The organism is Klebsiella michiganensis (genome assembly GCF_015139575.1).
In the GTDB taxonomy this organism is placed as follows: Bacteria; Pseudomonadota; Gammaproteobacteria; order Enterobacterales; family Enterobacteriaceae; genus Klebsiella; species Klebsiella michiganensis.
This window is the reverse complement of the sequence record NZ_AP022547.1, coordinates 436,293-462,825: the sequence shown is the minus strand read 5'-3', so window position 1 is coordinate 462,825 and position 26,533 is coordinate 436,293. Positions and strand designations below refer to the sequence as shown.

At 56.3% G+C, this 26,533-nt stretch carries 26 protein-coding genes; 13 read left to right on the top strand and 13 right to left on the bottom strand.

Going from position 1 to position 26,533, the window contains the following annotated elements:
* Positions 1 to 193: 193 nt before the first annotated feature.
* The gene (locus tag JLG71_RS02110; RefSeq protein ID WP_004106384.1) at positions 194 to 412 is read left to right on the top strand and encodes a protein SlyX; all 219 of its coding nucleotides are present in this window, start codon (positions 194 to 196) and stop codon (positions 410 to 412) included.
* Between the two features lie 59 nt (positions 413 to 471).
* Here JLG71_RS02110 and slyD read toward each other — a convergent pair whose 3' ends face one another.
* From slyD to kefG, 4 genes are all read right to left on the bottom strand, one after another.
* On the bottom strand, positions 472 to 1,059 hold the full coding sequence (gene slyD / locus JLG71_RS02105) for a peptidylprolyl isomerase (RefSeq protein WP_014227042.1): 588 nt from the start codon (positions 1,057 to 1,059) through the stop codon (positions 472 to 474).
* A gap of 94 nt (positions 1,060 to 1,153) precedes the next feature.
* Positions 1,154 to 1,354: a YheV family putative zinc ribbon protein gene (locus JLG71_RS02100; RefSeq protein WP_004106389.1), complete on the bottom strand. Its 201-nt coding sequence runs from the start codon at positions 1,352 to 1,354 to the stop codon at positions 1,154 to 1,156.
* An 11-nt stretch (positions 1,355 to 1,365) separates the two neighbouring features.
* Positions 1,366 to 3,171, bottom strand: a complete 1,806-nt coding sequence (gene kefB, locus JLG71_RS02095) for a glutathione-regulated potassium-efflux system protein KefB (RefSeq protein WP_014227043.1) — start codon at positions 3,169 to 3,171, stop codon at positions 1,366 to 1,368.
* A complete protein-coding gene (gene kefG, locus JLG71_RS02090) occupies positions 3,158 to 3,718 on the bottom strand; it encodes a glutathione-regulated potassium-efflux system ancillary protein KefG (RefSeq protein WP_004854856.1) in 561 nt (186 codons plus the stop codon). The genes kefB and kefG overlap by 14 nt, the downstream gene beginning before the upstream one ends.
* 175 nt (positions 3,719 to 3,893) lie before the next feature.
* Between kefG and JLG71_RS02085 the strand changes: the two genes are divergently transcribed.
* Positions 3,894 to 5,798, top strand: a complete 1,905-nt coding sequence (locus JLG71_RS02085; RefSeq protein ID WP_046877911.1) for an ABC transporter ATP-binding protein — start codon at positions 3,894 to 3,896, stop codon at positions 5,796 to 5,798.
* Between the two features lie 61 nt (positions 5,799 to 5,859).
* Here the strand turns inward: JLG71_RS02085 and JLG71_RS02080 are convergent, their stop codons facing one another.
* Positions 5,860 to 7,350 carry a nicotinate phosphoribosyltransferase gene (locus JLG71_RS02080; RefSeq protein ID WP_200914299.1) on the bottom strand — a complete coding sequence of 497 codons (1,491 nt, stop codon included), beginning with the start codon at positions 7,348 to 7,350 and terminating at the stop codon, positions 5,860 to 5,862.
* A gap of 4 nt (positions 7,351 to 7,354) precedes the next feature.
* Positions 7,355 to 8,224 carry a ribose-phosphate diphosphokinase gene (gene prs / locus JLG71_RS02075; protein ID WP_048263499.1) on the bottom strand — a complete coding sequence of 290 codons (870 nt, stop codon included), beginning with the start codon at positions 8,222 to 8,224 and terminating at the stop codon, positions 7,355 to 7,357.
* Positions 8,225 to 8,420: 196 nt separating this feature from the next.
* On the opposite strand from prs, the gene JLG71_RS02070 reads away from it, so the two are divergent.
* From JLG71_RS02070 to JLG71_RS02055, 4 genes are all read left to right on the top strand, one after another.
* Positions 8,421 to 9,140, top strand: a complete 720-nt coding sequence (locus tag JLG71_RS02070; protein ID WP_014227046.1) for an NUDIX hydrolase — start codon at positions 8,421 to 8,423, stop codon at positions 9,138 to 9,140.
* A gap of 144 nt (positions 9,141 to 9,284) precedes the next feature.
* Positions 9,285 to 10,244 carry a hydrolase gene (locus tag JLG71_RS02065; protein ID WP_231719137.1) on the top strand — a complete coding sequence of 320 codons (960 nt, stop codon included), beginning with the start codon at positions 9,285 to 9,287 and terminating at the stop codon, positions 10,242 to 10,244.
* Complete coding sequence (locus JLG71_RS02060) at positions 10,241 to 10,459, top strand: YheU family protein (RefSeq protein ID WP_004125965.1); 219 nt, start codon at positions 10,241 to 10,243, stop codon at positions 10,457 to 10,459. The genes JLG71_RS02065 and JLG71_RS02060 overlap by 4 nt, the downstream gene beginning before the upstream one ends.
* 35 nt (positions 10,460 to 10,494) lie before the next feature.
* Positions 10,495 to 11,367 (top strand): phosphoribulokinase, encoded by an 873-nt coding sequence (locus JLG71_RS02055; RefSeq protein ID WP_004854874.1) that lies wholly within the window; start codon positions 10,495 to 10,497, stop codon positions 11,365 to 11,367.
* 43 nt (positions 11,368 to 11,410) lie between these two features.
* Here the strand turns inward: JLG71_RS02055 and JLG71_RS02050 are convergent, their stop codons facing one another.
* A complete protein-coding gene (locus JLG71_RS02050; RefSeq protein WP_004854875.1) occupies positions 11,411 to 11,815 on the bottom strand; it encodes an OsmC family protein in 405 nt (134 codons plus the stop codon).
* Positions 11,816 to 12,119: 304 nt separating this feature from the next.
* Between JLG71_RS02050 and crp the strand changes: the two genes are divergently transcribed.
* Positions 12,120 to 12,752 (top strand): cAMP-activated global transcriptional regulator CRP, encoded by a 633-nt coding sequence (gene crp, locus JLG71_RS02045; protein WP_000242758.1) that lies wholly within the window; start codon positions 12,120 to 12,122, stop codon positions 12,750 to 12,752.
* 51 nt (positions 12,753 to 12,803) lie between these two features.
* Positions 12,804 to 14,882 (top strand): YccS/YhfK family putative transporter, encoded by a 2,079-nt coding sequence (locus JLG71_RS02040; RefSeq protein ID WP_014839675.1) that lies wholly within the window; start codon positions 12,804 to 12,806, stop codon positions 14,880 to 14,882.
* Here JLG71_RS02040 and argD read toward each other — a convergent pair.
* From argD to ppiA, 5 genes are all read right to left on the bottom strand, one after another.
* A complete protein-coding gene (argD, locus tag JLG71_RS02035; RefSeq protein ID WP_025107834.1) occupies positions 14,872 to 16,092 on the bottom strand; it encodes a bifunctional acetylornithine/succinyldiaminopimelate transaminase in 1,221 nt (406 codons plus the stop codon). The two genes, JLG71_RS02040 and argD, sit on opposite strands and share 11 nt — an antisense overlap.
* An 89-nt stretch (positions 16,093 to 16,181) precedes the next feature.
* Positions 16,182 to 16,745, bottom strand: a complete 564-nt coding sequence (gene pabA, locus JLG71_RS02030; protein WP_200913957.1) for an aminodeoxychorismate synthase component 2 — start codon at positions 16,743 to 16,745, stop codon at positions 16,182 to 16,184.
* Positions 16,746 to 16,776: 31 nt separating this feature from the next.
* Positions 16,777 to 17,379, bottom strand: a complete 603-nt coding sequence (locus tag JLG71_RS02025; protein WP_196546216.1) for a putative adenosine monophosphate-protein transferase Fic — start codon at positions 17,377 to 17,379, stop codon at positions 16,777 to 16,779.
* Positions 17,369 to 17,536 (bottom strand): YhfG family protein, encoded by a 168-nt coding sequence (locus tag JLG71_RS02020; RefSeq protein WP_200913956.1) that lies wholly within the window; start codon positions 17,534 to 17,536, stop codon positions 17,369 to 17,371. The genes JLG71_RS02025 and JLG71_RS02020 overlap by 11 nt, the downstream gene beginning before the upstream one ends.
* Before the next feature lie 108 nt (positions 17,537 to 17,644).
* On the bottom strand, positions 17,645 to 18,214 hold the full coding sequence (ppiA, locus tag JLG71_RS02015) for a peptidylprolyl isomerase A (protein WP_004854889.1): 570 nt from the start codon (positions 18,212 to 18,214) through the stop codon (positions 17,645 to 17,647).
* 277 nt (positions 18,215 to 18,491) lie between these two features.
* Between ppiA and tsgA the strand changes: the two genes are divergently transcribed.
* A complete protein-coding gene (tsgA, locus tag JLG71_RS02010; protein WP_004854892.1) occupies positions 18,492 to 19,676 on the top strand; it encodes an MFS transporter TsgA in 1,185 nt (394 codons plus the stop codon).
* Here tsgA and JLG71_RS02005 read toward each other — a convergent pair.
* On the bottom strand, positions 19,673 to 20,995 hold the full coding sequence (locus tag JLG71_RS02005) for a cytosine deaminase (RefSeq protein WP_064357744.1): 1,323 nt from the start codon (positions 20,993 to 20,995) through the stop codon (positions 19,673 to 19,675). The two genes, tsgA and JLG71_RS02005, sit on opposite strands and share 4 nt — an antisense overlap.
* 240 nt (positions 20,996 to 21,235) lie before the next feature.
* Between JLG71_RS02005 and nirB the strand changes: the two genes are divergently transcribed.
* The 4 genes from nirB to cysG all read left to right on the top strand — a co-directional run bounded on the left by nirB (position 21,236) and on the right by cysG (position 26,526).
* The gene (nirB, locus tag JLG71_RS02000; protein WP_032751535.1) at positions 21,236 to 23,779 is read left to right on the top strand and encodes an NADPH-nitrite reductase large subunit; all 2,544 of its coding nucleotides are present in this window, start codon (positions 21,236 to 21,238) and stop codon (positions 23,777 to 23,779) included.
* Positions 23,776 to 24,102: a nitrite reductase small subunit NirD gene (nirD, locus tag JLG71_RS01995; protein WP_004854898.1), complete on the top strand. Its 327-nt coding sequence runs from the start codon at positions 23,776 to 23,778 to the stop codon at positions 24,100 to 24,102. The genes nirB and nirD overlap by 4 nt, the downstream gene beginning before the upstream one ends.
* A 136-nt stretch (positions 24,103 to 24,238) precedes the next feature.
* A complete protein-coding gene (gene nirC / locus JLG71_RS01990) occupies positions 24,239 to 25,045 on the top strand; it encodes a nitrite transporter NirC (protein WP_025107837.1) in 807 nt (268 codons plus the stop codon).
* A gap of 107 nt (positions 25,046 to 25,152) precedes the next feature.
* Entirely contained in the window at positions 25,153 to 26,526 is a 1,374-nt protein-coding gene (cysG, locus tag JLG71_RS01985; protein WP_004854905.1) for a siroheme synthase CysG, read from the top strand.
* Positions 26,527 to 26,533 lie beyond the last annotated feature (7 nt).

The following is a 26,533-nucleotide window of genomic DNA, read 5'->3' as shown; positions in this document are numbered from 1 at the left end:
CCAGGGTTATCGTAAAAAACAAAAAACGTACTATAGAACGTTGCAGAACAAATCAACATACAGACGTACCTGAATATCGCCTCATTTAAGACTATTTTTGTATGAATTAGTTTCCTGTCAGACGTAACGATGCTGCGCGGATGCTGAAACTTCAGTAGAATCCGCCCGCAGGATAAGACAGAAGAGGTTACTCATGCACGATAGCACTTTAGAGACCCGCCTTGCGGAGCTGGAGAGCAGACTGGCGTTTCAGGAAATCACTATTGAAGACCTCAACAAGACCGTCACCGCCCACGAGATAGAAATGGCGAGGATGCGCGAACATATGCGCCTGATGGTCGAAAAACTGAAAGCCACTCAGCCGTCGCATATGGCTTCACAGGCGGAAGAAACGCCCCCGCCGCACTATTAAGACGTAAAAAAAGCGGGTTTCCCCGCTTTTTTCTATTCCGCGACGCGAGCGCAGCGGAATTAGTGGCAGCCGCAGCCGCCGTTGCCGCCGCAGCCGCCTTTGCCATGTTCGTGGTCATGGTCATGGCCGTGGCCACCGCAGCAACCATCATGATCGTGGTCGTGGCCATGATCGTGCCCGTGAGCACCGTGTACATGACCATGCTCCAGCTCTTCCGCCGTTGCTTCGCGAATCGCGACAACTTCAACGTTGAACTTCAGATTCTGACCAGCCAGCATGTGGTTACCGTCAACAACAACGTGTTCGTCACCCACTTCGGTGATTTCTACCGGTACCGGACCCTGATCGGTTTCCGCCAGGAAGCGCATGCCAACCTGCAGTTCATCAACGCCCATAAATACGTCTTTAGGAACGCGCTGAACCAGGTTTTCGTCGTACTGACCGTATGCATCGTTAGCGCCGACTTCGACGTCAAATTTGTCGCCAACGTCGTGGCCGTCCAGCGCGTTTTCCAGGCCGGAAATCAGGGAACCGTGACCATGCAGGTAGTCAAGCGGCGCGCTTACCGGAGACTCATCAACCAACACACCGTCTTCTGTACGTACCTGATAGGCCAGGCTGACCACCAGGTCTTTTGCTACTTTCATGATATCTCCTGAGCATGGGAAGAATAGTGGCGCAGATTGTAGCGGAATTCTGCACCCGTGTACCCTCTAGCTTAAAAAAAGCCGATAGATAACGCTAGTCCGGATGAAAAATGCCTATCACTTGCTCTTCTTTGCGAACATGCTCGCGGACCTCTTTATCCGCCTCACGCATCTGATGACCGCACTTAACGCACTCAACAATATCGACATTATTCTCACGCCACATCGCCAGCGAATCCTGGGCCTGGCACGCCGGGCATTTCGCACCGGCGATAAAACGTTTACGCACAGCCATATCATTTACCTTTATTCAAATTCATCCCAGCCGTCTAACTGCCTGCTCTCTTTTTGCATCTCGCGCTGAAAAATCTCCTCCAGCTCGCGTCTCGCTTCCCGCACGCGGGATATCTGCAGGGTATCACTATGCACCGGCATTAACTCGCGCAGCATCCGCATATCGAGGCGCCGAAAATGCAGCTGGGCGCGCTGCGCCTGATGGGGATGCATGCCGAGTGAGATAAGCGCTTTCCGTCCTAGCTCCAGCGCGCTGGAGAAGGTTTCGCGGGAAAACTGCGCCACTCCCGCCTGCAGCAGCTCATGGGCCTCAACGCGTCCCCGCGCTCGCGCCAGAATATGGAGATGTGGAAAGTGTTGTTGACACATCTCCACCAGCTTCATGGTATCTTCCGGCTCGTTGCAGGTGATAACGATCGACTGCGCGTCTTCGGCTCCCGCCGAGCGAAGGAGCTCCAGCTGCGTCGCATCGCCAAAATAAACTTTATAGCCATATTTACGCATCAGATTGACCGCGCTGATATCGCGCTCCAGTACCGTAATACGCATTTTGTTCGCCATCAGCAGACGGCCAATCACCTGGCCGAAACGCCCAAAACCAACGATGATCACCTGCGGTTTGTCATCTTCAACCCACGGAGCCTCGCCCTCCTCTTCAGGTTGGTTCAATCGCCGCGAAAGGACTTTATCGATGAGCTTCATCAGCAGCGGCGTGGTCATCATCGATAATGTCACCGTCACCAGCAGCAGGGCCATCTGATCGTTTTGAAACAGACGAAGCGAAGCGGGGAGTGAGAACAGCACAAAGGCAAACTCTCCCCCCTGGCTCAGCACGCCGGCAAACTGCACCCGTTCAGAGCTGCGCAGGCCATAAACCCGTGCCAGAAGATACAGGACGAGACCTTTTACCGTCACCAGTATCGCGACGCTGGCCACCACCCACAGTAAATGGGTATAGAGCACCCCAAGGTTCAGCGCCATGCCAACGGAAATAAAGAACAGCCCGAGGAGAAGCCCTTTAAACGGCTCAATGGCGATTTCCAGCTCGTGGCGATACTCGCTCTCTGCCAGCAGGACGCCGGCGATAAAGGTCCCCAGCGCCATCGACAAACCGAGCGCATCCATAAACAACGCCGATCCAAGAACCAGCAGTAGCGTCGCCGCGGTGAAGACCTCCCGCACGCCGGAGCCGGCGATAAACCGAAATACCGGCCTCAGCAGATAACGACCGCCAACCAGCATTCCGCCGAAGGCCAGCACCTTCATGCCGATGGTGAGCCAGTTAAAATGGTCGTCACCTGACCCTGCGAGCAGGGGAACCAGCGCCAGGGCCGGGATCACGGCCAGATCCTGAAACAGCAGTACGGAGAAGCCCAGCTGCCCGGACTCGCTGCGGCTCATGCCTTTCTCCCGCATCAGCTGCAGCGCCATCGCGGTGGAAGACATCGCCAGTCCAATCCCGCCAACCACCGCAGCGCGCCATGAGAAGTCGCTAAGCATGAGCAAACCGCCAAGTATCAGCGCGCTGAAGGCGACCTGAGCGGCCCCGACGCCGAAAATGGAGCTTCTCAGCCGCCACAGCTTGGACGGATTCAACTCCAGTCCGATGATAAACATCAGAAAGACGACGCCTAATTCTGAGAAGTGAAGAATTTCATCCACATCGCTGATGAAGCCTAATCCCCAGGGGCCGATGGCGATACCGGCCAACAGATACCCGAGCACGGCACCAATACCCAGCCTCGCCGCCAGCGGCACCGCCACTACGGCGGCAAACAGAAATAACACCCCGGCCAGCAGTAAATCAGCTCCCGCCATTTGGACCTCCCGCCGTTACAGGGTTAGCCAGCCAATCGCGGTAGGCGCGAGCGCGGCTTTTCAGATCGTCGGGTGATTGCCGACGCGCCCAGTAGACGATAATCGGGCTCATCCAGTGCATGCGGCACATACCGGCGGTCAGTTCGAAAGGGCGGAGAATATCATTCATCGGATAACGGTGGGCATCGCGCCGGTAGGCGCTCTCCGGCTCGCCGGTAGTAATGACGCTACGCCAGTACTTTCCCGCCAGCTGATTCCCTCCCGCCCCGCTGGCAAAGCCGCGGCTGAGCACCCTGTCCAGCCACTCTTTCATCAGCGCCGGGCAGCTCCAGGTATAGAGCGGATGCTGGAAAACAATCACCTCATGCTGGCGCAGGAGATCCTGCTCGCAGGCGATATCGATAAAAAAATCCGGATAGTGCGCGTAGAGATCGTGCACGGTAACATTCGACAACTGTAAGGCCGGTTCAAGCAAAACCCGGTTGGCCACGGAATCCTGAGATTCTGGGTGGGCATACAGCAGCAAAACTTTCGCTGTCTGAGACATCTTTCCCCTCCCGAACGTCTTCTGGCGGCCTGTGCAGCGGCTGCGTCCCGACGCAACCAGAATGACTTTGTGTATCATCTTCATTTTGGGCTACCATTGCGGCCCGGTTGAGCGATTCGCTCGACACTACATTATCATAATGACAAATTAACATAGTCAGAACATACGGCGCCTTATGATTGTTTTCTCCTCCTTACAAATTCGTCGCGGCGTACGCGTCCTGCTGGACAACGCTACCGCCACCATCAACCCAGGGCAAAAAGTCGGCCTGGTGGGTAAAAACGGCTGCGGTAAATCCACGCTGCTTTCGCTTTTGAAAAACGAGATTAGCGCCGACGGCGGCTCAATGACCTTCCCCGGCAGCTGGCAGCTGGCCTGGGTTAATCAGGAAACGCCTGCGCTTGCGCAGCCGGCTATTGACTATGTTATTGATGGCGATCGCGAATTCCGCAAGCTGGAGGCGGACCTGCACGAAGCCAACGAACGTAATGACGGCCATGCCATCGCGACGGTCCACGGTAAGCTGGACGCCATCGACGCCTGGACCATCCGCTCGCGTGCGGCCAGCCTGCTCCACGGGCTCGGTTTCAGCAACGAACAGCTTGAAAGACCGGTGAGCGACTTTTCCGGCGGCTGGCGTATGCGTCTCAACCTCGCGCAGGCGCTGATTTGCCGTTCCGATCTGCTGCTGCTTGATGAACCGACGAACCACCTCGATCTCGACGCGGTCATCTGGCTGGAGAAGTGGCTCAAAGGCTACCCGGGGACCCTGATACTGATCTCCCACGATCGCGATTTTCTCGATCCGATCGTCGACAAAATTATCCATATCGAACAGCAAACGATGTTCGAGTACACCGGCAACTACAGCTCATTTGAAGTGCAGCGCGCGACCCGTCTTGCGCAGCAACAGTCGATGTATGAGAGCCAGCAGCTGCGCGTCGCGCATTTGCAGAGCTACATCGACCGTTTTCGCGCTAAAGCCACCAAAGCTAAACAGGCGCAAAGCCGTATCAAAATGCTCGAGCGTATGGAGCTCATCGCCCCTGCCCACGTTGATAACCCGTTTCACTTTAGCTTCCGCGCGCCGGAAAGCCTGCCCAATCCCCTATTGAAAATGGAAAAGGTCAGCGCCGGTTATGGCGAGCGCGTGATTCTCGACTCAATCAAGCTGAATCTGGTTCCCGGTTCGCGCATCGGTCTGCTGGGGCGTAACGGGGCCGGTAAATCGACGCTGATTAAACTGCTGGCCGGCGAGCTACAGCCGCTGCAGGGTGAAATTGGTCTGGCGAAAGGCATCAAGCTTGGCTACTTTGCCCAGCATCAGCTGGAGTTCCTGCGCGCCGACGAATCCCCGCTGCAGCATCTTGCCCGTATTGCGCCGCAGGAGCTGGAGCAGAAGCTGCGCGACTATCTGGGCGGTTTCGGCTTCCAGAGCGATAAAGTCAACGAAGAGACAAAGCGTTTCTCCGGCGGCGAGAAAGCGCGCCTGGTGCTGGCGTTAATCGTCTGGCAGCGGCCTAACCTGCTGCTGCTTGATGAACCCACCAACCACCTCGATCTCGATATGCGCCAGGCGCTAACCGAAGCGCTCATTGATTTTGAAGGCGCGCTGGTGGTGGTTTCGCACGACCGTCATCTGATTCGCTCCACCACCGATGACCTTTACCTGGTGCACGACAGCAAAGTCGAACCTTTCGATGGCGATCTTGAAGACTATCAGCAGTGGCTGAGCGACTCGCAAAAGCAGGAAAACCAGACATCGGAAGAGCCAAAGGAAAACGGCAACAGCGCCCAGGCGCGTAAAGATCAGAAACGCCGGGAAGCCGAGCTGCGTACGCTGACCCAGCCGCTGCGCAAAGAGATCGCCCGACTGGAAAAAGAGATGGAGAAGTTCAACGCGCAGCTGGCGCAGGCGGAAGAGAAGCTGGGCGACAGCGAATTGTACGATCAAAGCCGCAAAGCCGAGCTCACCGCGTGTCTACAGCAGCAGGCCAGCGCGAAGTCCGGGCTGGAAGAGTGTGAAATGGCCTGGCTGGATGCCCAGGAGCAGCTGGAGCAGATGCTGCAGGAAGGCTAGCGGCAATATGCCATACGTGAAGGCGGGCTAACCCGCCTTTTTTCATCCTCCGCACCCTAGCTTAGCGCTGCGCCGCCAGCCGGGCGCGGATCTGCGACAGCGAGACATAGCCGTACAGCTTGCCATCCAGAAAGCGCGTTTTTAACTCGCCCTGCTGCTCCTGTTCCAGCGTTTGCCCATCGTACAGCTGCAGTTCCCCCAAGGCGTCGCGTTCCACGCGCAGCGGACCACGCGCCGAACGTTTAAGACCATTATCGGTTTTCGGCTCCTTAAAGAGGGCTCTTCCCTCGCCGTTCACCTCCCCCCAGGTTGCCTTCATCGCGAAGCCGAAGGTATCGCGGGTGTTGTACTGGTAGGTAAATGAACCCACGCCGAACACCACGTTAGCGCTGGCAAAGCCTTTCGCTTCCAGGCGACGCAGGATCTCATCCGCTCTGGCGAGAGTAATGGAATCGCCGTAAATCAGGCCGACATGCGGATCCAGCACCTTGTATCCTTTTTCGTTGATAGTGCCGCCAAAAATTTCCCACAGAACCTCCACGGAGCCTTTCTCCTCGGCGCTGCGCTCGCTGCGAGTGTCGTCGTCAGCTGCGGTTCCGCACAGAATCGCCACCGGATCGCCGCTGTCCGGACGGAATACCACGCGCCCCTGACGCTGCATAATTATTGCCTGCAGCTCGCGGGTGTATTCGGTCAGCACCTGCCAGTAGTCCCAGGTATCCGAGACGATAGAGACGAAACCCTGCGGGTGGACTTCGGTAATCAGCCGGCGAAAGGTTTCAATTTCCCGCTCGCGCTCGCCCATACACATCACGCTGTGTTCCGTGGCCGGAATGCTGGCGCCGATGAGCTCATCTTCACCGCGAGTGTAATAATCACGGGCATACAGCAGCGAAGGCAGGCTATCGGTCCCTTTGAAGCTGGCCAGATGTCCGCAGCCCGACTGCGCAGTGTCGTGCAGCCCGGACATTCCCCGAAACGAAAAGTCGTGACACTGGAAATCAAGGTGCGTCAGATCGCTACAGGTTTTCTCCGCCCAGCGTTCGCAAATCAGGCGATAGTGGTGGGCGATGGTCGCGTTGGTTGACGCTTTCCACAGCTCCGCCGAAAGCACCGTCTCCAGATAGTTCACCAGCCAGAAGAACTCAGGTTGCGTATTGGTGATAGTCAGCACCGGTACTTTCATCGGCACCTTGGTGCCTTCATCCAGCGCTTTGATATGCAGCGGTAAATAGCCAAGCCGATGCAGAGCGCAAATAGGCTCCACCCCAACCGTATCGCGTCCCAGATAGTCGTCCATCACCTGCTTATACTCGTTCACGACCTCCTCTTCCGGGCGGGAGAAAAACGCGTCGTTAAACAGATCGACCAGGAACCACTGCAGAAAGCCCTGCAGGCCGAAAAACACCAGCTTGCCATCGGCCTGCGGCGACTGGAAAAAACGATCGCTGCGCGGGGTAAAGTTAGAGTAGACCTTCGTTGTCCCCTGCGGATACTGCACGCGATGGGAAACTTTATAACCATCAATGGCCAGAATCGGATTTATTTTCATCATGTTATCCCCAATGTGCACGGTAGATGGCGTCAATATCGATAAGCTCCAGCTGCGGATGAGCCAGGGCAGGAGAAGTCAAAGAGGTGGTGGCGTAAACGGCATCGATGCCGTTATTCAACAGATGCTCTACGCCTTTGGAAAAAATACCGTGGGTGACGTACAGACTCACGCTGCGGGCGCCCGCCTCGCGCAGCACCTGCGCCGAGCCGATAAAGGTGCCGCCAGCGTCGCAGAGGTCGTCAACAATAAGCACCGCTTTCCCCGCGACATCACCCGCCAGCAGGGAAAAACCGCTTAACGCGCCGCTGGCAAGATCACGCTCTTTACCGAGGATCGCGAACTCTCCGGCACCGCAGGCTTTAGCCACAGGATGAATCTTCTTTAGCGCGCCGGCATCCGGCGCCACCAGCATCAGCTCCCCGGCAGCAATAGCCTGACGCAGACCGGCGCTCTGCAGAAGACAGTGCTGTTGAGCCACCGCGACCATATTATTGACTGCCGCCGCTGCGGCATCGCTGTGCGGGTCAAGCACCACGACTTTGTCAAAGCCAAGGGTATTAAGCTGCCGGGCAAAGACCTTCAGCGCGAAGCTGTCTCCCGGCACCATATGACGATCCTGACGCGCCCACGGCAGCCACGGCAGTTCCAGATGGCTAAACGTCACGTCGGTAACATGACGCACGGCCTCCACCAGCTGCGCCAGCAGCATAAAATCGTTCATGTCGCGCAGAGCAACCGCCCGGATGCGCATCAAACGGGCGGAAGGCGGTAGTGGATCGGTCACCTTCAGCCACACAGCGCCATCGGGAAAGACGCCGCTGGCAAGCGTAAACGCCTCATCATCCAGTTCCAGGGTAAATTTTTCGCTCATGATGACCTCCGCTCATTAAATTGTGTCCCTAAGACACAATCAATAATGTCCCTAAGACACATATTGTGCAAGTGTTAAATGTCATTCAAGCGGAGATGTGAATTAAGCAGTTGAAAAACAATAATAAAAATGTAGGCTTGCTGCTCAGGAAGGGGCTGGTACACTTGTCAGCGTTCTTTTCCGCTGCGAGCGCTCTATGACCAACGATGCCGAATACCTCAGCCAATACGATGCCAGCCGCTTTCCCTCGCCGCTGGTGACCGTCGATAGCGTCCTGTTTACCCTGCATGAAGGGGCGCTGTGCGTTCTGCTGGTTGAGCGCGCTAATCCACCGCAGCAGGGGGCGTGGGGGCTACCCGGCGGCTTTATCGATCTGGCGCACGATGATTCAACCCGCGCCACGGCGCTACGTAAGCTCACGGAAAAAACCGGGATTTCACCGTCATGGCTGGAGCAGCTCGACACCTTCTCCGGGCCGGATCGCGATCCGCGCGGCTGGAGCCTGACTATCGCCTGGTTTGCGTTAATCTCGTGGGTAGAGTGTCAGCCGCATATCGCCAGCGTCAGCGATGCCCGCTGGGTGCCGGTGGCGCAGCTGGATAGCTATTCGCTGGCTTTCGATCATCAAAAGATTATCGACGCCGGTCTGCATCGCTTACGCCAAAAAACGATGTACTCTTTACTGCCGGTTTACTGTCTGCCGGAGACCTTTACCCATGGTCAGCTGCTGGAAGCCACGGAAATCATCCTTGGTCAGCCGATTCAACGCAAAAGCCTGATTCGCCGCTTCGAAGCCTCCGGAATGTTTGAAGAGACCGGTGAAACAGCGGCAACCGGCGCGCGGAAAGCGCGGCTATGGCGGCGTAAACCCGGCGTCGATTTTCATCTCTTTTCACGTAACCTGCTGACCGATTAGCCGCAAGGCCACATATGGGCTAACCTGCGCACTTCATGCGCGGTATAGTATGTTATAAAGATTATTTATTGCTCTGGTGCTATGGTTGATATCACTCCTACAGAAATGACGCCCCCTGAAGACGACTCGCAGCAGTTTCATCCGATGCGCGGCGTAGGCAATCGTCATTTGCAAACCATGTTGCCGCGGCTAATCCGTCGCAAACTCCGCTTTACTCCCCACTGGCAGCGTCTGGAATTGCCGGACGGCGATTTTGTCGATCTGGCATGGAGTGAAGACCCTTCTCAGGCGCGCCATAAACCTCGTCTGGTGGTATTTCATGGCCTGGAGGGGAGCCTACACAGCCCTTACGCACACGGACTTATCCATGCGGCAATGCAGCGCGGCTGGCTGGGCGTGGTAATGCACTTTCGCGGCTGTAGCGGCGAACCCAACCGGAATAACCGCATCTACCACTCGGGCGAAACGGAAGACGGCTCCTGGTTTCTGCGCTGGCTCCAGCGCGAGTACGGCACGGTTCCCACCGCCGCGGTGGGATATTCGCTCGGGGGCAATATGCTGGGCTGCCTGCTGGCAAAAGAAGGCGACGCTATTCCCGTTGATGCCGCGGTTATCGTATCGGCGCCGTTTATGCTGGAAGCCTGTAGCTATCATATGGACAAAGGTTTCTCCCGCGTTTATCAGCGCTACCTGCTCAACCTGCTGAAAGCCAACGCCGCGCGTAAGCTAAAAGCCTATCCCGGCTCTCTGCCCGTCGATTTACGCCAGCTAAAAAGCATGCGCCGTATCCGCGAGTTTGACGATTGCATTACGGCCAGGATCCACGGTTTTGCCGATGCGCTGGACTACTATCGCCAGTGTAGCGCCATGCCGCGCCTGAGCGATATCACTAAGCCCACGCTGATTATTCACGCGAAGGACGATCCCTTTATGGATCACCACTCGATTCCCCCGCAGGAGCAGCTGCCGGCGAATGTCGAATATCAGCTCACGGAGCACGGCGGGCACGTTGGCTTCGTCGGCGGCACGCTGCGTAAGCCTGAAATGTGGCTTGAAAAACGCATCCCGGATTGGCTAACCCGTTGGCTAGGAGCGCAAATATGATCATTCCCTGGCAAGATCTCGATCCCGAAACGCTGGATAACCTGATCGAAAGTTTTGTATTACGTGAAGGCACCGATTATGGTGAACATGAACGTTCGCTGACGGATAAAGTCGCGGATGTTAAACAGCAGTTGAAAAGCGGAGAAGCCGTGCTGGTGTGGTCAGAACTGCACGAAACGGTGAACATCATGCCCCGCAAGCAGTTTCACGGCTAAGGCGGCACACACTATCGTTTACTCTGGGAGTTGTTATGTCTGCCAAACATCCGGTGATTGCCGTCACGGGCTCCAGCGGCGCGGGAACCACGACCACCAGCCTCGCCTTTCGCAAAATTTTCGCCCAGCTTAATCTGCACGCCGCCGAAGTTGAAGGCGATAGCTTTCACCGCTATACCCGTCCGGAAATGGACATGGCGATCCGTAAAGCGCGCGATCAGGGCAAACATATCAGCTACTTTGGCCCCGAGGCTAACGACTTCGGCCTGCTGGAACACACGTTCGCCGAATATGGGCAAAGCGGCAAAGGCCAGTCGCGCAAATATTTACATACCTATGACGAGGCCGTGCCGTGGAATCAGGTTCCGGGGACCTTCACGCCCTGGCAGCCGCTGCCGGAACCGACTGACGTCCTGTTTTATGAAGGCCTGCACGGCGGCGTTGTGACGCCACAGCATAACGTAGCAAACCATGTCGACCTGCTGGTCGGCGTGGTGCCCATCGTCAATCTTGAGTGGATCCAGAAGCTTATCCGCGACACCAGCGAGCGCGGACACTCTCGTGAGGCGGTCATGGATTCCGTGGTCCGCTCGATGGAAGATTACATCAACTTTATCACCCCGCAGTTTTCACGCACCCACCTCAACTTTCAGCGCGTACCGACGGTGGATACGTCCAACCCGTTTGCGGCCAAAGCCATTCCTTCACTGGATGAAAGCTTTGTCGTTATCCATTTCCGTAATCTAAAAAATATCGATTTCCCCTGGCTACTGGCGATGCTGCAGGGCTCGTTTATTTCGCATATGAATACCCTGGTGGTACCGGGCGGGAAAATGGGGCTGGCGATGGAACTGATTATGGCGCCGCTGGTTGAGCGGCTGATGGAAGGCAGGAAAATCAGCGAGTAGCCAGAACCCCGGTGGCGCGATTGCCGGCCGGGGCGCGTTCGGCTTACCCTTCGATCACTTCATAAGAGTGGGTAATGTTTACCGCTTTCTCAAGCATCAGCGCGACGGAACAATACTTTTCCGCCGACAGGTCGACCGCGCGAGACACGGCAGCGTCCTTCAGTTCTTTACCGGTCACGATAAAATGCAGATTGATATGGGTAAACAGACGCGGCGCCTCTTCGCGGCGCTCCGAGGTCAGCTTAACTTCGCAGTTGGTGACGTTCTGGCGGCCCTTCTGCAATATGGAAACCACATCAATCGCGCTGCATCCGCCTGCCGCCATCAGTACCATTTCCATTGGGCTGGGCGCTTTATCCCCGGAATTGCCGTCCATCAGAATCTGGTGGCCAGAAGCCGACTCACCGATGAAGGTTAACCCTTCAACCCACTTCACTCGCGCTTGCATAAATTTAACTCCAGGGCTGTAATTTTCCTGACAGATTACGCGTACATAACAATTCTCGCAACGGAAGGCGACCTGGGTCATGCTGAAGCGAGACACCAGGAGACATGCGGCGAAAGCTATGCTAAAACAATCTGGATGCTACAGTAATACATTGATGTACTGCATGTATGCAGAGGAGTTCACATTACAGGCTGCAGAAAACTTTCAGCCGGATTCCCAGGTATAGGGATTCAATACGATTGCATGCCCGGATGCCGTGTAGTGTCGGCACCCGGAGATAGCTTATAACAGAGGATAACCGCGCATGGTGCTTGGCAAACCGCAAACAGACCCTACCCTTGAATGGTTCTTGTCTCATTGCCACATTCATAAGTACCCATCAAAGAGCACGCTGATCCACCAGGGTGAGAAAGCAGAAACGTTGTACTACATCGTTAAAGGCTCCGTGGCTGTACTCATCAAGGATGAAGAAGGTAAAGAGATGATCCTCTCTTACCTTAATCAGGGCGATTTCATCGGTGAATTAGGCTTGTTTGAAGAAGGCCAGGAGCGTAGCGCTTGGGTACGTGCGAAAACCGCATGTGAAGTGGCCGAAATCTCCTACAAAAAATTCCGTCAGCTGATCCAGGTTAACCCGGACATCCTGATGCGTCTCTCTTCGCAGATGGCTCGTCGTCTGCAGGTCACGTCTGAGAAAGTCGGCAACCTCGCCTTCCTTGACGTTACCGGTCGTATCGCTCAGACGCTGCTGAACCTGGCTAAACAGCCGGATGCGATGACCCACCCGGACGGTATGCAAATTAAAATTACCCGCCAGGAAATTGGTCAGATCGTCGGATGCTCCCGCGAGACCGTTGGCCGCATCCTGAAAATGCTGGAAGATCAAAATCTGATCTCCGCGCACGGTAAAACTATCGTCGTCTACGGTACCCGTTAAGTCGGTAAAACGGCGTATTGCCTGACAATACGCCGTTTTTGTTTTCCCCTCATGTGGCGCAGGCTGATTTACCACCCGGAAGTCAACTATGCACTGCGGCAAACGCTGGTGTTGTGTCTGCCGGTTGCGATTGGGCTTCTGCTCGGTCATCTCCAGCAGGGGCTGCTGTTTTCTCTTGTTCCCGCCTGCTGCAACGTTGCCGGGCTGGATACGCCGCATAAACGCTTCTTTAAACGCCTGATTATCGGCGGCAGCCTGTTTGCCGGCTGTAGCCTGATCGTTCAGCTCCTTCTGCAGCGAGACATCCCTTTGCCGCTGATCCTCACGGGTCTGGCGCTCATCCTCGGCGTCACCGCCGAAATCAGCTCCCTGCACGCTCGGCTGCTGCCCGCCTCGCTTATCGCGGCTATTTTTACCCTCAGTCTCGCTGGCAATATGCCGATCTGGGAGCCGCTGTTAATCTACGCCATGGGCACCTTATGGTATGGCGTGTTTAACTGGTTCTGGTTTTGGCTGTGGCGCGAACAGCCGCTGCGCGAATCATTAAGCCTGCTCTACCGGGAGCTGGCCAACTACTGCGAGGCCAAATACAGTCTGCTTACCCAGCATACGGACCCCGCCACATCGCTGCCGCCGCTGCTCAACCGCCAGCAGAAGGTGGTGGATCTGATTACCCAGTGCTATCAGCAGATGCATATGCTGGCGGCTAACCAGCGCAGCGATCACAAACGCCTGCTGCGCGCTTTCCAGGTTGGACTGGACCTTCAGGAACATATTTCCGTCAGTCTTCATCAGCCGGAAGAGGTGCAGAAACTGGTGGAGCGCAGCCACGCGGAAGCGGTAATTCGCTGGAACGCGCAAACCGTTGCCGCCCGCCTGCGGGAGCTGGCGGACGATCTCCTCTACCACCGTTATCCTCAGCGCTTTCAGATGGATAAACAGATCGGTGCGCTGGAAAAAATCGCCTGGCAGCATCCGGATAATCCGGTTGGCCAGTTCTGCGCCTGGCACTTCAGCCGCATTGCCAGGGTTCTGCGCACCCAGCGCCCGCTATACGCGCGTAACCTGATGGCGGATAAAACCCGCCGCCTGCCGCTGCTGCCCGCGTTGAAAAACTATCTGTCGCTTAAGTCGCCGGCGTTACGAAACGCGGCGCGTATCAGCGTGATGCTGAGCGTCGCCAGCCTGATGGGCAGCGCGCTGCATCTGCCTAAGCCCTACTGGATCCTGATGACCGTGCTGTTCGTGACGCAAAACGGCTACGGCGCAACCCGGGTACGTATCGTCCATCGGGCTGCCGGAACCATTGCGGGACTGGTCATTGCCGGGCTCACGCTGCACTTTCACGTTCCTGAAGGCTATACGCTGACCGCGATGCTGTTCATCACGCTGTTAAGCTATCTGATTATCCGCAAGCACTACGGCTGGGCGATGGTCGGGTTTACGGTGACGGCGGTGTACACTCTGCAGCTGCTCACCCTGAACGGCGAGCAGTTTATCATCGCCAGGCTGATTGATACGCTGATTGGCTGTCTGATCGCCTTCGGCGGAATGGTCTGGCTATGGCCGCAGTGGCAAAGCGGGCTGCTGCGCAAAAATGCCCACGATGCGCTGGAAGCCGATCAGGAAGCGATCAGGCTGATCCTCAGCGACGATCATCAGGCCCCGGCGCTGGCCTACCAGCGCATGCGCGTTAATCAGGCGCATAACGCGCTGTTTAACTCGCTGAATCAGGCGATGCAGGAACCCGGCTTTAACTCGCACTATCTGGAAGACATGAAGCTGTGGGTGACCCACAGCCAGTTTATTGTCGAGCATATTAACGCGATGACCACTCTGGCGCGCGAGCACAATATGCTGACGCCGGATCTGGCGCAGCGTTATCTGGAATCCTGCGAGATTGCGCTCCAGCGCTGCCAGCAGCGGCTGGATTCCGACGGGCCGGGCAGCGCGGGGGATGTGAACATTATGGAGGCGCAGGATGCGGAGGTTCCTCGCGGCCCGCTCAGTACGATGGAGCAGCATTTGCAGCGCATCCTCGGGCATCTGAACACCATGCACACCATTTCATCGGTGGCATGGCGTCAGCGTCCGCATCATGGCATCTGGCTGCGCGCCACTAAGCGCTAAGCACCCGCTCAACCGCCAGGGCAAAGCGCGCCATGCCTTCAGCAATATCGCTATCATCAATCACCAGCGACGGTACGAAGCGCATCACGTCCGGTCCGGCATTGAGCACCATGACGCCCGCCTCTGCGGCGGCGTAGAGGAAATTGCGCGCCTTCCCGTGATACTGCGGCTTCAGCTCGGCGCCGATAAGCAGACCCATGCCGCGAATATCGCTGAACAGATCGAACCGCGCGTCAATGCGCTGAAGGTGCTCAACAAACAGCTCGCGCTTCGCGGTGACGCCGTCCAGCACTTCCGGCGTGTTAATCAGATCGAAGGCCGCTCCGCCGACCGCGCAGGCCAGGGGGTTACCGCCGTAGGTTGAGCCGTGAGAACCGGCGTGGAAAGCGCTGGCGATATCATGGGTGGTCAGCATCGCGCTGATAGGGAAGCCGCCGCCAAGCGCCTTGGCGCTGGTCAGAATATCCGGCGTCACGCCGTAGTGCATATAGGCAAACAGCGAGCCTGTACGCCCCATACCGCACTGTACTTCATCAAACACCAGCAGTGCCTGGTGCTGGTCGCAGAGATCGCGCAATCCTTGCAGGAATTCCGGCGTCGCCGCCGTCACTCCGCCTTCACCCTGAATCGGCTCGACCACCACCGCGCAGGTATGATCGTCCATCACGGCTTTCACCGCGTGTAAATCGTTAAACGGCACGTGAACGATATCGGCCGGTTTCGGCCCAAACCCGTCGGAATATTTCGGCTGACCGCCGACCGAGACGGTGAAAAGCGAGCGACCGTGAAACGCATTATGGAAAGCGATGATTTTGGTTTTGTACGGGCTATGGCGGGTCACGGTGTAATGGCGAGCCAGCTTGAAAGCCGTTTCGTTAGCTTCCGTACCGGAGTTCATAAACACGACGCGATCGGCAAAAGTCGCATCCACCAGCTTCCGCCCGAGTCGCAGGGCCGGTTCGTTGGTAAAAACGTTGCTGGTATGCCACAGCTTTTCACCCTGCTCATGCAGTGCCGCCACCAGCGCCGGATGGCAATGACCGAGCGCGGTCACGGCAATCCCACCGGCGAAATCAACGTACTCTTTACCCTGCTGATCCCATACCCGGCTTCCCTTACCCTTCACCGGAATAAATTCTGCCGGTGCATAAATCGGCAAAATGACCTCATCGAATGTAGCGCGGGTGATTGCCGGTTGTTCAGTTGCCATGTGGTGCCCATCCTTTACGTTATGCAGCAATGATTATGATAATCTAATCACAAAATATGCATAAAAAATCAACTCATGGCAACTACAAATCACCGATTGAGGAAGTTTGCCAGCAGCTGGTGGCCCTGCTCGCTGAGAATACTCTCCGGATGAAACTGCACGCCCTCGAGATCGAACACGCGGTGGCGAATGCCCATGATCTCTCCCTCTTCGCTGCGGGCGGTCACCTCAAAGCATTCAGGCAGCGTTAGCGGATCAATGAGCAGGGAGTGGTAGCGGGTCACCGTAAGCGGGTTATTCAGTCCAAGGAACACCCCTTGGCCGGTATGGCTGACGGGGGACGTTTTCCCGTGCATGACTTTGGCGGCTCGTACGATAGCGGCGCCGAAAACCTGGGCGATGGCCTGATGGCCGAGGCAAACGCCTAAGATCGGCGTTTGGCCGGAAAAATGGCGGATCGCCGCCAGTGAAATCCCGGACTCATCCGGCGTACAGGGGCCCGGCGAGATAACGATTTTCGCTGGTGCCTGGGAAATAATGTCCGCTAACGTCAGCTCGTCGTTACGCCTGACCAGCACTTCCGCCCCAAGTTCGCAGAAATACTGGTACAAATTCCAGGTGAAAGAATCGTAGTTATCGATAAGCAGGATCATAGCGGCTCCGGGAACAAAGAACCGCGCTATTCTACTCAGTTTCCGTCGCTTCGCTTACCACTTTGCGAAATATCGTCCGCAGTGGAGAAAGGTCGCCCATCGCTCCGCTCTGGTTGGCCTGGTTCCACGCATCGACCGCAATATCGCGCCAATCCAGCGTATAGCCCGCATGGATAGCCAGCTGCTCAAAGAAAATGCGTTGCGCCATGCCGTTACCGAGACGGAAAGGATGCAGGACGTTAATTTCGCAGTAGTAATGAGCAAGACGTTCAATGAATTTATCCTGCGCGAGACCCACCAGATAACCTTCCTCTTCAAGATCCTGAAGCAGCGCGTTTCCCTCTTTTTCGATATAGGCAAAATGGCAGAAACGGGTGTCGCCCTGATAGATATCCACTTCACGCAGCTGCCCCGCCCAGTCGAAGACATCCTGATAGATCTGGCGATGAATAGCGCAGAGATGAGGCAATCCCCGCACCAACGGCCCGAGTTCAATGGTTGCCGCGCGTAATGCGGTCAGCTCCCACGCCGCCTGCTCAAGTCGCTGAGCCTGGCGAATCCCCAGACGGTTGCGCATCACCTTAAGACCGGGGTAGAGATAGGGGTCCCGCCCCTCGCCGAATTTATCGCTCATAGTGACTCCTTAACGCCGCAATGCGCGTCAGGGCTTCTTCGGGGGTAAGGGTTATCAGCGGAACATCGACGCCCTCCAGCCGTCGGCTGGCCTGAAAATTCACGTTACGTCGATCCTCCCAGAGACGGGATTTCTGTTTTTCGGTGAGCTTTTTCATTTAACACCTCCCTGACGCGTCCGCAGTTGCCACAAGTATAAGCGGCAAAAAACGATTTCGCAGGGAAGCGGGGGCTGCGCGGGTACGGGTTACCCGCGCAAAATAAGATTACGGCAGAACTTTTGCGGAAAGGATCACGATAGGTTTGGACGGTACATTCTGATACGGCCCAACGTTATGGGTCGGCACCTGAGAAATCTTATCCGCCACGTCCATACCTTTAACGACTTTACCAAACACCGCATAGCCAAAATCACGCTGGCCATGATCGAGGAAGGCGTTATCCGCAATATTGATAAAGAACTGGCTGGTGGCGCTGTCCTGATCGGCGGTACGCGCCATGGCGATGGTGCCACGCGTATTGCGCAGGCCGTTGTCGGCTTCGTTTTTAATCGGTGGATTAGGCTGTTTCTGCTGCATCTGCTCGTTAAAGCCGCCGCCCTGCACCATAAAGCCCGGGATCACCCGGTGAAAAGTGGTGTTGTTATAAAAACCGCTGTTCACGTACTTGAGGAAGTTATCCACCGAGATCGGTGCTTTCTGGCTATTCAGCTCAAGCTCAATATTGCCCGCAGACGTGGTCAGCAACACATGGGGATCCCCTTTTGCCGCCATGGCCGGGGAGAATGCTGAAATGGCGAAAACGGCAGCCACCGCCGCGAGAGTTGATTTGAGCATGGAAATTCCTTAACGGAGCAGAATAAAAACCGAGTGCTTTGATTCTAAAGAGCCTTTGCATCCTGGGCCAGCCTTTTACCTAATTTTACTTAGCTGAAACAGTTGTAACGATGGGCCTGGCGATCGGCCAAATAGATAAATGTGATATGAGTCACACTAAGAATTGCAAAAAGATATAAATTTCAGAATAAACGTTTGCTTGAATCACGCTAACGCATAAAATCTGTCCGCCCGGCGCAGAGTCAACGCGCTTTACATTTCTATTCACAGGCCAGTCATGACTAACAGCAATCGTATCAAGCTCACATGGATCAGCTTCTTCTCCTACGCCCTGACCGGCGCGTTGGTGATTGTCACCGGGATGGTGATGGGAAATATCGCAGATTATTTTCATCTGCCCGTTTCCAGTATGAGCAACACCTTTACTTTCCTTAATGCCGGTATCCTGATCTCTATCTTCCTGAACGCCTGGCTGATGGAAATTGTTCCGCTGAAAACCCAGCTGCGTTTTGGCTTTATCCTGATGGTTCTGGCCGTCGCGGGTTTAATGTTCAGCCACAGCCTGGCGCTGTTTTCCGCTTCGATGTTCGTGCTTGGCCTGGTCAGCGGGATTACCATGTCGATTGGTACCTTCCTGATCACCCATATGTATGAAGGCCGTCAGCGCGGGGCGCGTCTGCTGTTCACCGACTCCTTCTTCAGCATGGCGGGGATGATCTTCCCGATGCTGGCCGCTTATCTGCTGGCGCGCAGCATCGAATGGTACTGGGTTTATGCCTGCATCGGCCTGGTCTACGTCGCTATTTTCATTCTGACCTTCGGCTGCGAATTCCCGGTATTGGGCAAAAAAGCCCTGCAGGATAGCCAGCCGGTAGTGAAAGAGAAATGGGGTATCGGCGTGCTGTTCCTCTCCATCGCTGCGCTATGCTACATCCTCGGTCAACTGGGCTTCATCTCCTGGGTGCCGGAATACGCCAAAGGCCTGGGCATGAGTCTTGGCGACGCGGGTAAACTGGTGAGCGATTTCTGGATGTCGTACATGATCGGCATGTGGTCTTTCAGCTTCATCCTGCGCTTCTTCGACCTGCAGCGTATTCTGACCGTGCTGGCGGGCGTAGCGACGGTACTGATGTATCTGTTTATCAACGGTTCGCCGGAGCATATGCCGTGGTTTATTCTGACCCTCGGCTTCTTCTCCAGCGCCATCTATACGTCGATCATCACCCTGGGTTCACAGCAAACCCGAGTGTCGTCGCCGAAGCTGGTGAACTTCATTCTGACCTGCGGCACCGTGGGTACCATGCTGACTTTCGTCGTGACCGGCCCTATCGTTGCCGCCAGCGGTCCGCTGGCAGCGCTGCATACCGCTAACGGCCTCTATGCCGTGGTGTTTGTGATGTGTCTGATCCTCGGCTTCGTCTCCCGCCACCGTCAGAACAACGCGGCAGCGGAATCGCACTAAGCCTCAGGCCCCTTTGTTCCGGCAAAGGGGCTATTTCGGGTAAAGAACAGCTCCTCCCCGCCCCGATCCATCTGAACCCAGGTTTGCGCCAGCTGCGTGGTGGCAATGACTCTCCCCTGGCGGATTGACCAACGCACCGGAACCTGACAACGCACGGCCTCAAACCCGTTTTCCGCGGGCAGAATCACCAGATTCGCCGTGTTCCCCTTCGCAATACCGTAATCGCTCAGGCCAAACGTGCGCGCGCTATTTTCCGTGACCAGCTTCAGTCCCTCGTTAATCTGCTGATAGCCCATCATCTGGCAAACGTGCAGACCCATGTGCAGCACCTGCAGCATATTGCCGGTCCCCAGTGGATACCAGGGGTCAAATACATCGTCATGGCCAAAGCAGACGTTAATGCCCGCCGCCATCAGCTCCTTCACGCGCGTGATACCGCGACGCTTCGGATAGTCGTCAAAGCGTCCCTGGAGGTGAATATTGACCAGCGGGTTAGCGACGAAGTTAATGCCGGAGAGCTTCAGCAAACGAAAAAGACGTGACGTATAGGCGCCATTGTAGGAGTGCATCGCGGTGGTATGGCTGGCGGTCACTTGCGGACCTATCCCCTCTTTTAACGCCAGGGCCGCCACGGTTTCAACGAACCGCGACTGTTCATCATCAATTTCATCGCAGTGGATATCCAGAGGCCGCTGATACTTTTTCGCCAGACGGAAAGCGATGTGCAGGGATTCCACGCCATATTCGCGCGTAAATTCAAAATGCGGAATCGCGCCCACCACGTCGGCACCCAGACGCAGCGCCTCTTCCAGCAGGGCCTCACCATTGGGGTAGGATAAAATGCCCTCCTGGGGGAAGGCGACAATCTGCAGCTCTACCCACGGCGCGACCTCCTGCTTTACCTCCAGCATGGCTTTGAGCGCGGTCAGCGTCGGATCGGAAACATCAACGTGGGTACGAACAAACTGGATGCCGTTGGCGATCTGCCACTTCAGCGTCTTCCACGCGCGGGCTTTAACGTCCTCATGGCTCAATAAAGCCTTACGCTCCGCCCAACGCTCAATCCCTTCAAACAGCGTCCCGGACTGGTTCCAGTTCGGCTCTCCGGCGGTTTGGGTCGTATCAAGGTGGATATGCGGCTCAATAAAAGGGGGGATGGCCAGTCCGCCGCGGGCGTTCAGCACTTCAAAATTCTCTTTGCGCGCCTCCCCCATAGGGGTGATATCCCCGAAGCGCCCCTTGTCTATCGCTATCTGCCATAACCCTTCGCGATCGGGCAGACGAACGTTCTCAATTAACCAAAGCGGCGCTGCTGTCATATCGATGACTCCCGTAATTGTTGCTGAAGTTTTACTCAACCCGCCGGGGGTATCCGTTGCTAATTTTGTACATAAAAAAAGCAAAAAGGAAAAGCCAGCGTTTTCCGTTACTTATAAAAATACTGACAAATCATAAACATACCACTTAAGTAGTAGGCAAAGGTGTAATTGATTTGCATCAATAAGTGTCGCGGCTGAATCGTTAAGGTAGGCGGTAATATAAAAGAAATCGAGGCAAAAATGAGCAAAGTCAGACTCGCTATCATTGGTAATGGTATGGTCGGCCACCGCTTTATTGAGGACCTTCTTGATAAATCCGACGCCAGCCTGTTCGATATTACCGTCTTCTGTGAAGAACCCCGTATCGCCTACGACCGCGTGCACCTCTCCTCCTACTTCTCTCACCATACCGCCGAAGAACTCTCTTTGGTACGGGAAGGTTTCTACGAGAAGCACGGCGTTAAGGTGCTGGTCGGCGAACGCGCCATCACCATCAACCGCCAGGAGAAGGTTATCCACTCCAGCGCGGGCCGTACCGTTTTCTATGACAAGCTGATTATGGCGACCGGTTCCTATCCGTGGATCCCGCCGATTAAAGGTTCTGAAACCCAGGACTGCTTTGTTTATCGTACCATTGAAGACCTTAACGCGATTGAAGCCTGCGCCCGCCGCAGCAAACGCGGCGCGGTCGTCGGCGGCGGTTTGTTAGGCCTCGAAGCCGCGGGCGCGCTGAAAAATCTCGGCGTTGAGACCCACGTGATTGAATTCGCGCCCATGCTGATGGCAGAACAGCTGGATCAGATGGGTGGCGAACAGCTACGTCGCAAGATTGAAAGCATGGGCGTGCGCGTGCACACCAGTAAAAACACCAAAGAGATCGTTCAGGAAGGTACCGAAGCGCGTAAAACCATGCGTTTTGCCGACGGCAGCGAGCTGGAAGTCGACTTTATCGTCTTCTCTACCGGTATCCGCCCGCGCGATAAGCTGGCCACCCAGTGCGGTCTGGAAGTCGCTCCGCGCGGCGGCATCGTGATTAACGACGCCTGCCAGACCTCTGACCCGGATATCTACGCCATCGGTGAATGCGCCAGCTGGAACAACCGCGTTTACGGCCTGGTCGCCCCGGGCTACAAAATGGCTCAGGTTACCGTTGACCATATCCTCCAGACCGAAAACGCCTTTGAAGGCGCGGATCTTAGCGCCAAGCTGAAGCTGCTGGGCGTTGACGTCGGCGGTATTGGCGACGCTCACGGTCGTACGCCGGGCGCGCGCAGCTACGTTTACCTCGACGAAAGCAAAGAGGTCTACAAACGCCTTATCGTCAGCCCTGACAACAAGACCCTGCTCGGCGCGGTGCTGGTGGGCGATACCAGCGATTACGGCAACCTGCTGCAGCTGGTGCTGAACGCCATCGAACTGCCGGAAAACCCGGACTCGCTGATCCTCCCAGCGCACGCGGGCAGCGGTAAGCCGTCCATCGGCGTCGATAAACTGCCGGACAGCGCACAAATTTGCTCCTGCTTTGACGTCACCAAGGGCGCATTGATTGCCGCTATTAATAAAGGCTGCCACACGGTGGCGGCGCTGAAAGCGGAAACCAAAGCCGGTACCGGCTGCGGCGGCTGTATCCCGCTGGTGACTCAGGTGCTCAACGCCGAACTGGCGAAACAGGGCATCGAAGTCAACAATAACCTGTGCGAGCACTTTGCGTACTCCCGTCAGGAACTGTTCCACCTCATCCGGGTGGAAGGCATCAAAACCTTTGAAGAGCTGCTGGCGAAACACGGTAAAGGCTACGGCTGCGAAGTGTGTAAACCGACCGTTGGCTCGCTGCTGGCTTCCTGCTGGAACGAATATATCCTCAAGCCACAGCATACCCCGCTGCAGGATACCAACGACAACTTCCTGGCCAACATCCAGAAAGACGGCACCTACTCCGTTATCCCGCGCTCTGCGGGCGGCGAAATCACGCCGGAAGGCCTGGTGGCCGTCGGCCGTATCGCCCGCGAATTTAATCTGTACACCAAGATCACCGGCTCTCAGCGTATCGGCCTGTTCGGCGCGCAAAAAGACGATCTGCCGGAAATCTGGCGTCAGCTGATCGACGCGGGCTTCGAAACCGGTCACGCGTATGCCAAGGCGCTGCGGATGGCGAAAACCTGCGTAGGCAGCACCTGGTGCCGCTACGGCGTAGGCGACAGCGTGGGTTTCGGCGTCGAGCTGGAAAACCGCTACAAAGGCATTCGTACGCCGCATAAAATGAAGTTTGGCGTCTCCGGCTGTACCCGCGAATGTGCGGAAGCCCAGGGTAAAGACGTCGGCATCATCGCCACTGAGAAAGGCTGGAACCTTTACGTCTGCGGCAACGGCGGCATGAAGCCGCGCCACGCGGATCTGCTGGCAGCGGATCTTGACCGCGAAACGCTGATGAAATACCTCGACCGCTTCATGATGTTCTACATCCGTACCGCCGACAAACTGACCCGTACCGCACCGTGGCTGGATAACCTGGAAGGCGGCATCGATTATCTGAAGTCGGTCATCATCGACGACAAGCTGGGCCTGAACGAACATCTGGAAGAAGAGATGGCCCGCCTGCGTGAAGCGGTAGTCTGCGAGTGGACGGAAACCGTTAACACCCCAGCGGCCCAGGTGCGCTTTAAACACTTCATCAACAGCGATAAGCGCGATCCGAACGTCCAGGTGGTCCCTGAGCGTGAACAGCATCGCCCGGCCGCGCCCTACGAACGTATCCCGGTAACTCTGGTGGAGGAAAACGCATGAGCCAGTGGAAAAACATCTGCAAACTCGATGACATCCTGCCGGAAACCGGCGTCTGCGCGCTGTTAGGCGACAAACAGGTGGCGATTTTCCGCCCCTATCACGGAGACCAGGTGTTTGCGATTAGCAATATCGACCCGTTCTTTGAATCCAGCGTCCTGTCTCGCGGCCTGATCGCCGAACATCAGGGCGAACTGTGGGTGGCCAGTCCGCTGAAAAAGCAGCGCTTCCGCCTGCGCGACGGCCTGTGTATGGAAGATGAAAGCCATTCGGTGGCGCACTATGAAGCCCGAGTGAAAGACGGCGTCGTGCAGCTACGCGGTTAATCACTTTACGGGAGGCGCAACGCCTCCCTTTTTTTGCATTTTTTTCTTCAATTGATGGCACAACGTCATTTCTACTGCATCGCGAAGGCAGCTAACCAAGAGCCAGCGCAAGGGATGAGGTGCTAAAGGAACTCCTATGTTTACGGACACAATAAACAAGTGCGCGGCCAACGCCGGGCGCATTGCGCGCCTCTCGGTCAATAATCCACTCAGCTTCTGGGTTAGCGCCATGATGGCGGGTGCCTACGTCGGCCTCGGCATCATCCTTATATTCACCCTCGGCAACCTGCTCGACCCTGCCGTTCGCCCGCTGGTGATGGGCGCCACCTTTGGCATTGCGTTAACGCTGGTGATTATCGCCGGCTCTGAATTGTTCACCGGCCACACTATGTTCCTGACCCTGGGCGTGAAGGCGGGGACCATCAGCCAGGGGCAGATGTGGGCGATTCTGCCGCAAACCTGGATGGGTAACCTTGTGGGTTCCGTTTTCGTGGCGCTGCTGTATAGCTGGGGCGGCGGCAGCCTGCTGCCGGTCGATACCAGCCTCGTCCACACCGTCGCGCTGGCAAAAACCAGCCAATCCGCGATGGCGCTCTTTTTCAAAGGCGCACTGTGTAACTGGCTGGTGTGTCTGGCGATCTGGATGGCAATCCGTACCGAAGGCGCGGCAAAATTTATTGCTATCTGGTGGTGTCTGCTGGCGTTTATCGCGTCCGGCTATGAGCACTCCGTCGCGAATATGACGCTGTTCGCCCTCTCCTGGTTTGGCCATCATAGCGATGCCTACACGCTTGCGGGAATCGGTCACAATCTGTTATGGGTAACACTCGGCAATACTTTGTCCGGTGTCGTATTTATGGGATTGGGTTATTGGTATGCTACGCCGCAATCGGAGCGCCCCGCCCCGGAAAAAACTAACGAGACTAAGAGTCTGGCTCAGTAGACGTAATCGGTGCTGGCAGGTTGAACATTGCCCAGGTTCAACCTGATAAATAAGATAGCCTGATAGCCAGATTCTAAGGCTGCTGCCAATAATTAAGAGGGAATGTCGTGGACCATTTGCCTATATTTTGCCAATTACGCGATCGCGACTGCCTGTTAGTCGGCGGCGGCGATGTGGCTGAACGTAAAGCTCGCCTGTTACTGGACGCTGGCGCCAGATTAACGGTCAATGCCCTGGATTTTGTGCCGCAATTCCAGGTATGGGCCGATGCAAACATGCTGACCCTGGTTCAGGGCGAGTTTAATCCTGCTCTGCTGGATAACTGCTGGCTGGCCATTGCCGCAACCGACAACGAAGCGGTTAATCAACGAGTCAGCGCGTCAGCGGAAGAAAGGCGAATATTTTGTAACGTGGTCGACGCCCCTCAGCAGGCCAGCTTTATTATGCCGTCGATTATCGACCGCTCGCCGCTGATGGTGGCCGTCTCATCCGGCGGCACCTCGCCGGTTCTGGCGCGCCTGCTGCGCGAAAAGCTGGAATCAGTTTTACCGCTGCATTTAGGCCAGCTGGCCCACTACGCAGGTCAGCTGCGCTCAAGAGTAAAGAAACAGTTTGCCACCGTCGGCGAGCGCCGACGCTTTTGGGAGAAACTGTTTGTTAACGACAGGCTGGCGCAGTCGCTGGCCAACGAGGACCGCCAGGCCGTCGCTGACGCCACGGAGCAGTTGCTGACCGAACCGCTGGATCATCGCGGTGAAGTGGTACTGGTGGGCGCCGGCCCCGGCGACGCCGGACTGCTGACCCTCAAAGGCCTGCAGCAAATACAGCAGGCCGATGTCGTGGTTTATGACCGCCTGGTCTCCGACGATATCATGAATCTGGTGCGCCGCGATGCCGACCGGGTCTTCGTGGGTAAACGCTCGGGCTACCACTGCGTACCGCAGGAAGAGATTAACCAGATTCTGCTGCGCGAAGCCCAGGGGGGGAAACGCGTTGTACGACTGAAAGGCGGCGATCCGTTTATCTTTGGCCGCGGCGGCGAAGAGCTGGAAACCTTGTGCCATGCCGGTATTCCGTTCTCCGTTGTACCGGGAATTACCGCGGCCTCAGGCTGTTCCGCCTACTCGGGCATTCCCCTGACCCACCGGGATTTTGCCCAGGGCGTGCGCCTGGTCACCGGCCACCTTAAGACCGGCGGCGAGCTGGACTGGGAAAACCTGGCGGTTGAAAAGCAAACCCTGGTGTTTTATATGGGCCTGAACCAGGCCCCGGCGATCCGGGAAAAACTGATTGCCCACGGCATGGCGGCGGATATGCCCGCAGCCATCGTTGAAAACGGAACGGCGATAACGCAGAAGGTTGTCACCGGCACGTTAGAACAATTGGATATTCTGGCCCAGCAAATGGCCAGCCCGGCGCTGATTATTGTCGGCCGCGTGGTCGGCCTGCGCGATAAGCTAAACTGGTTCTCCAACCATTAATGACGCT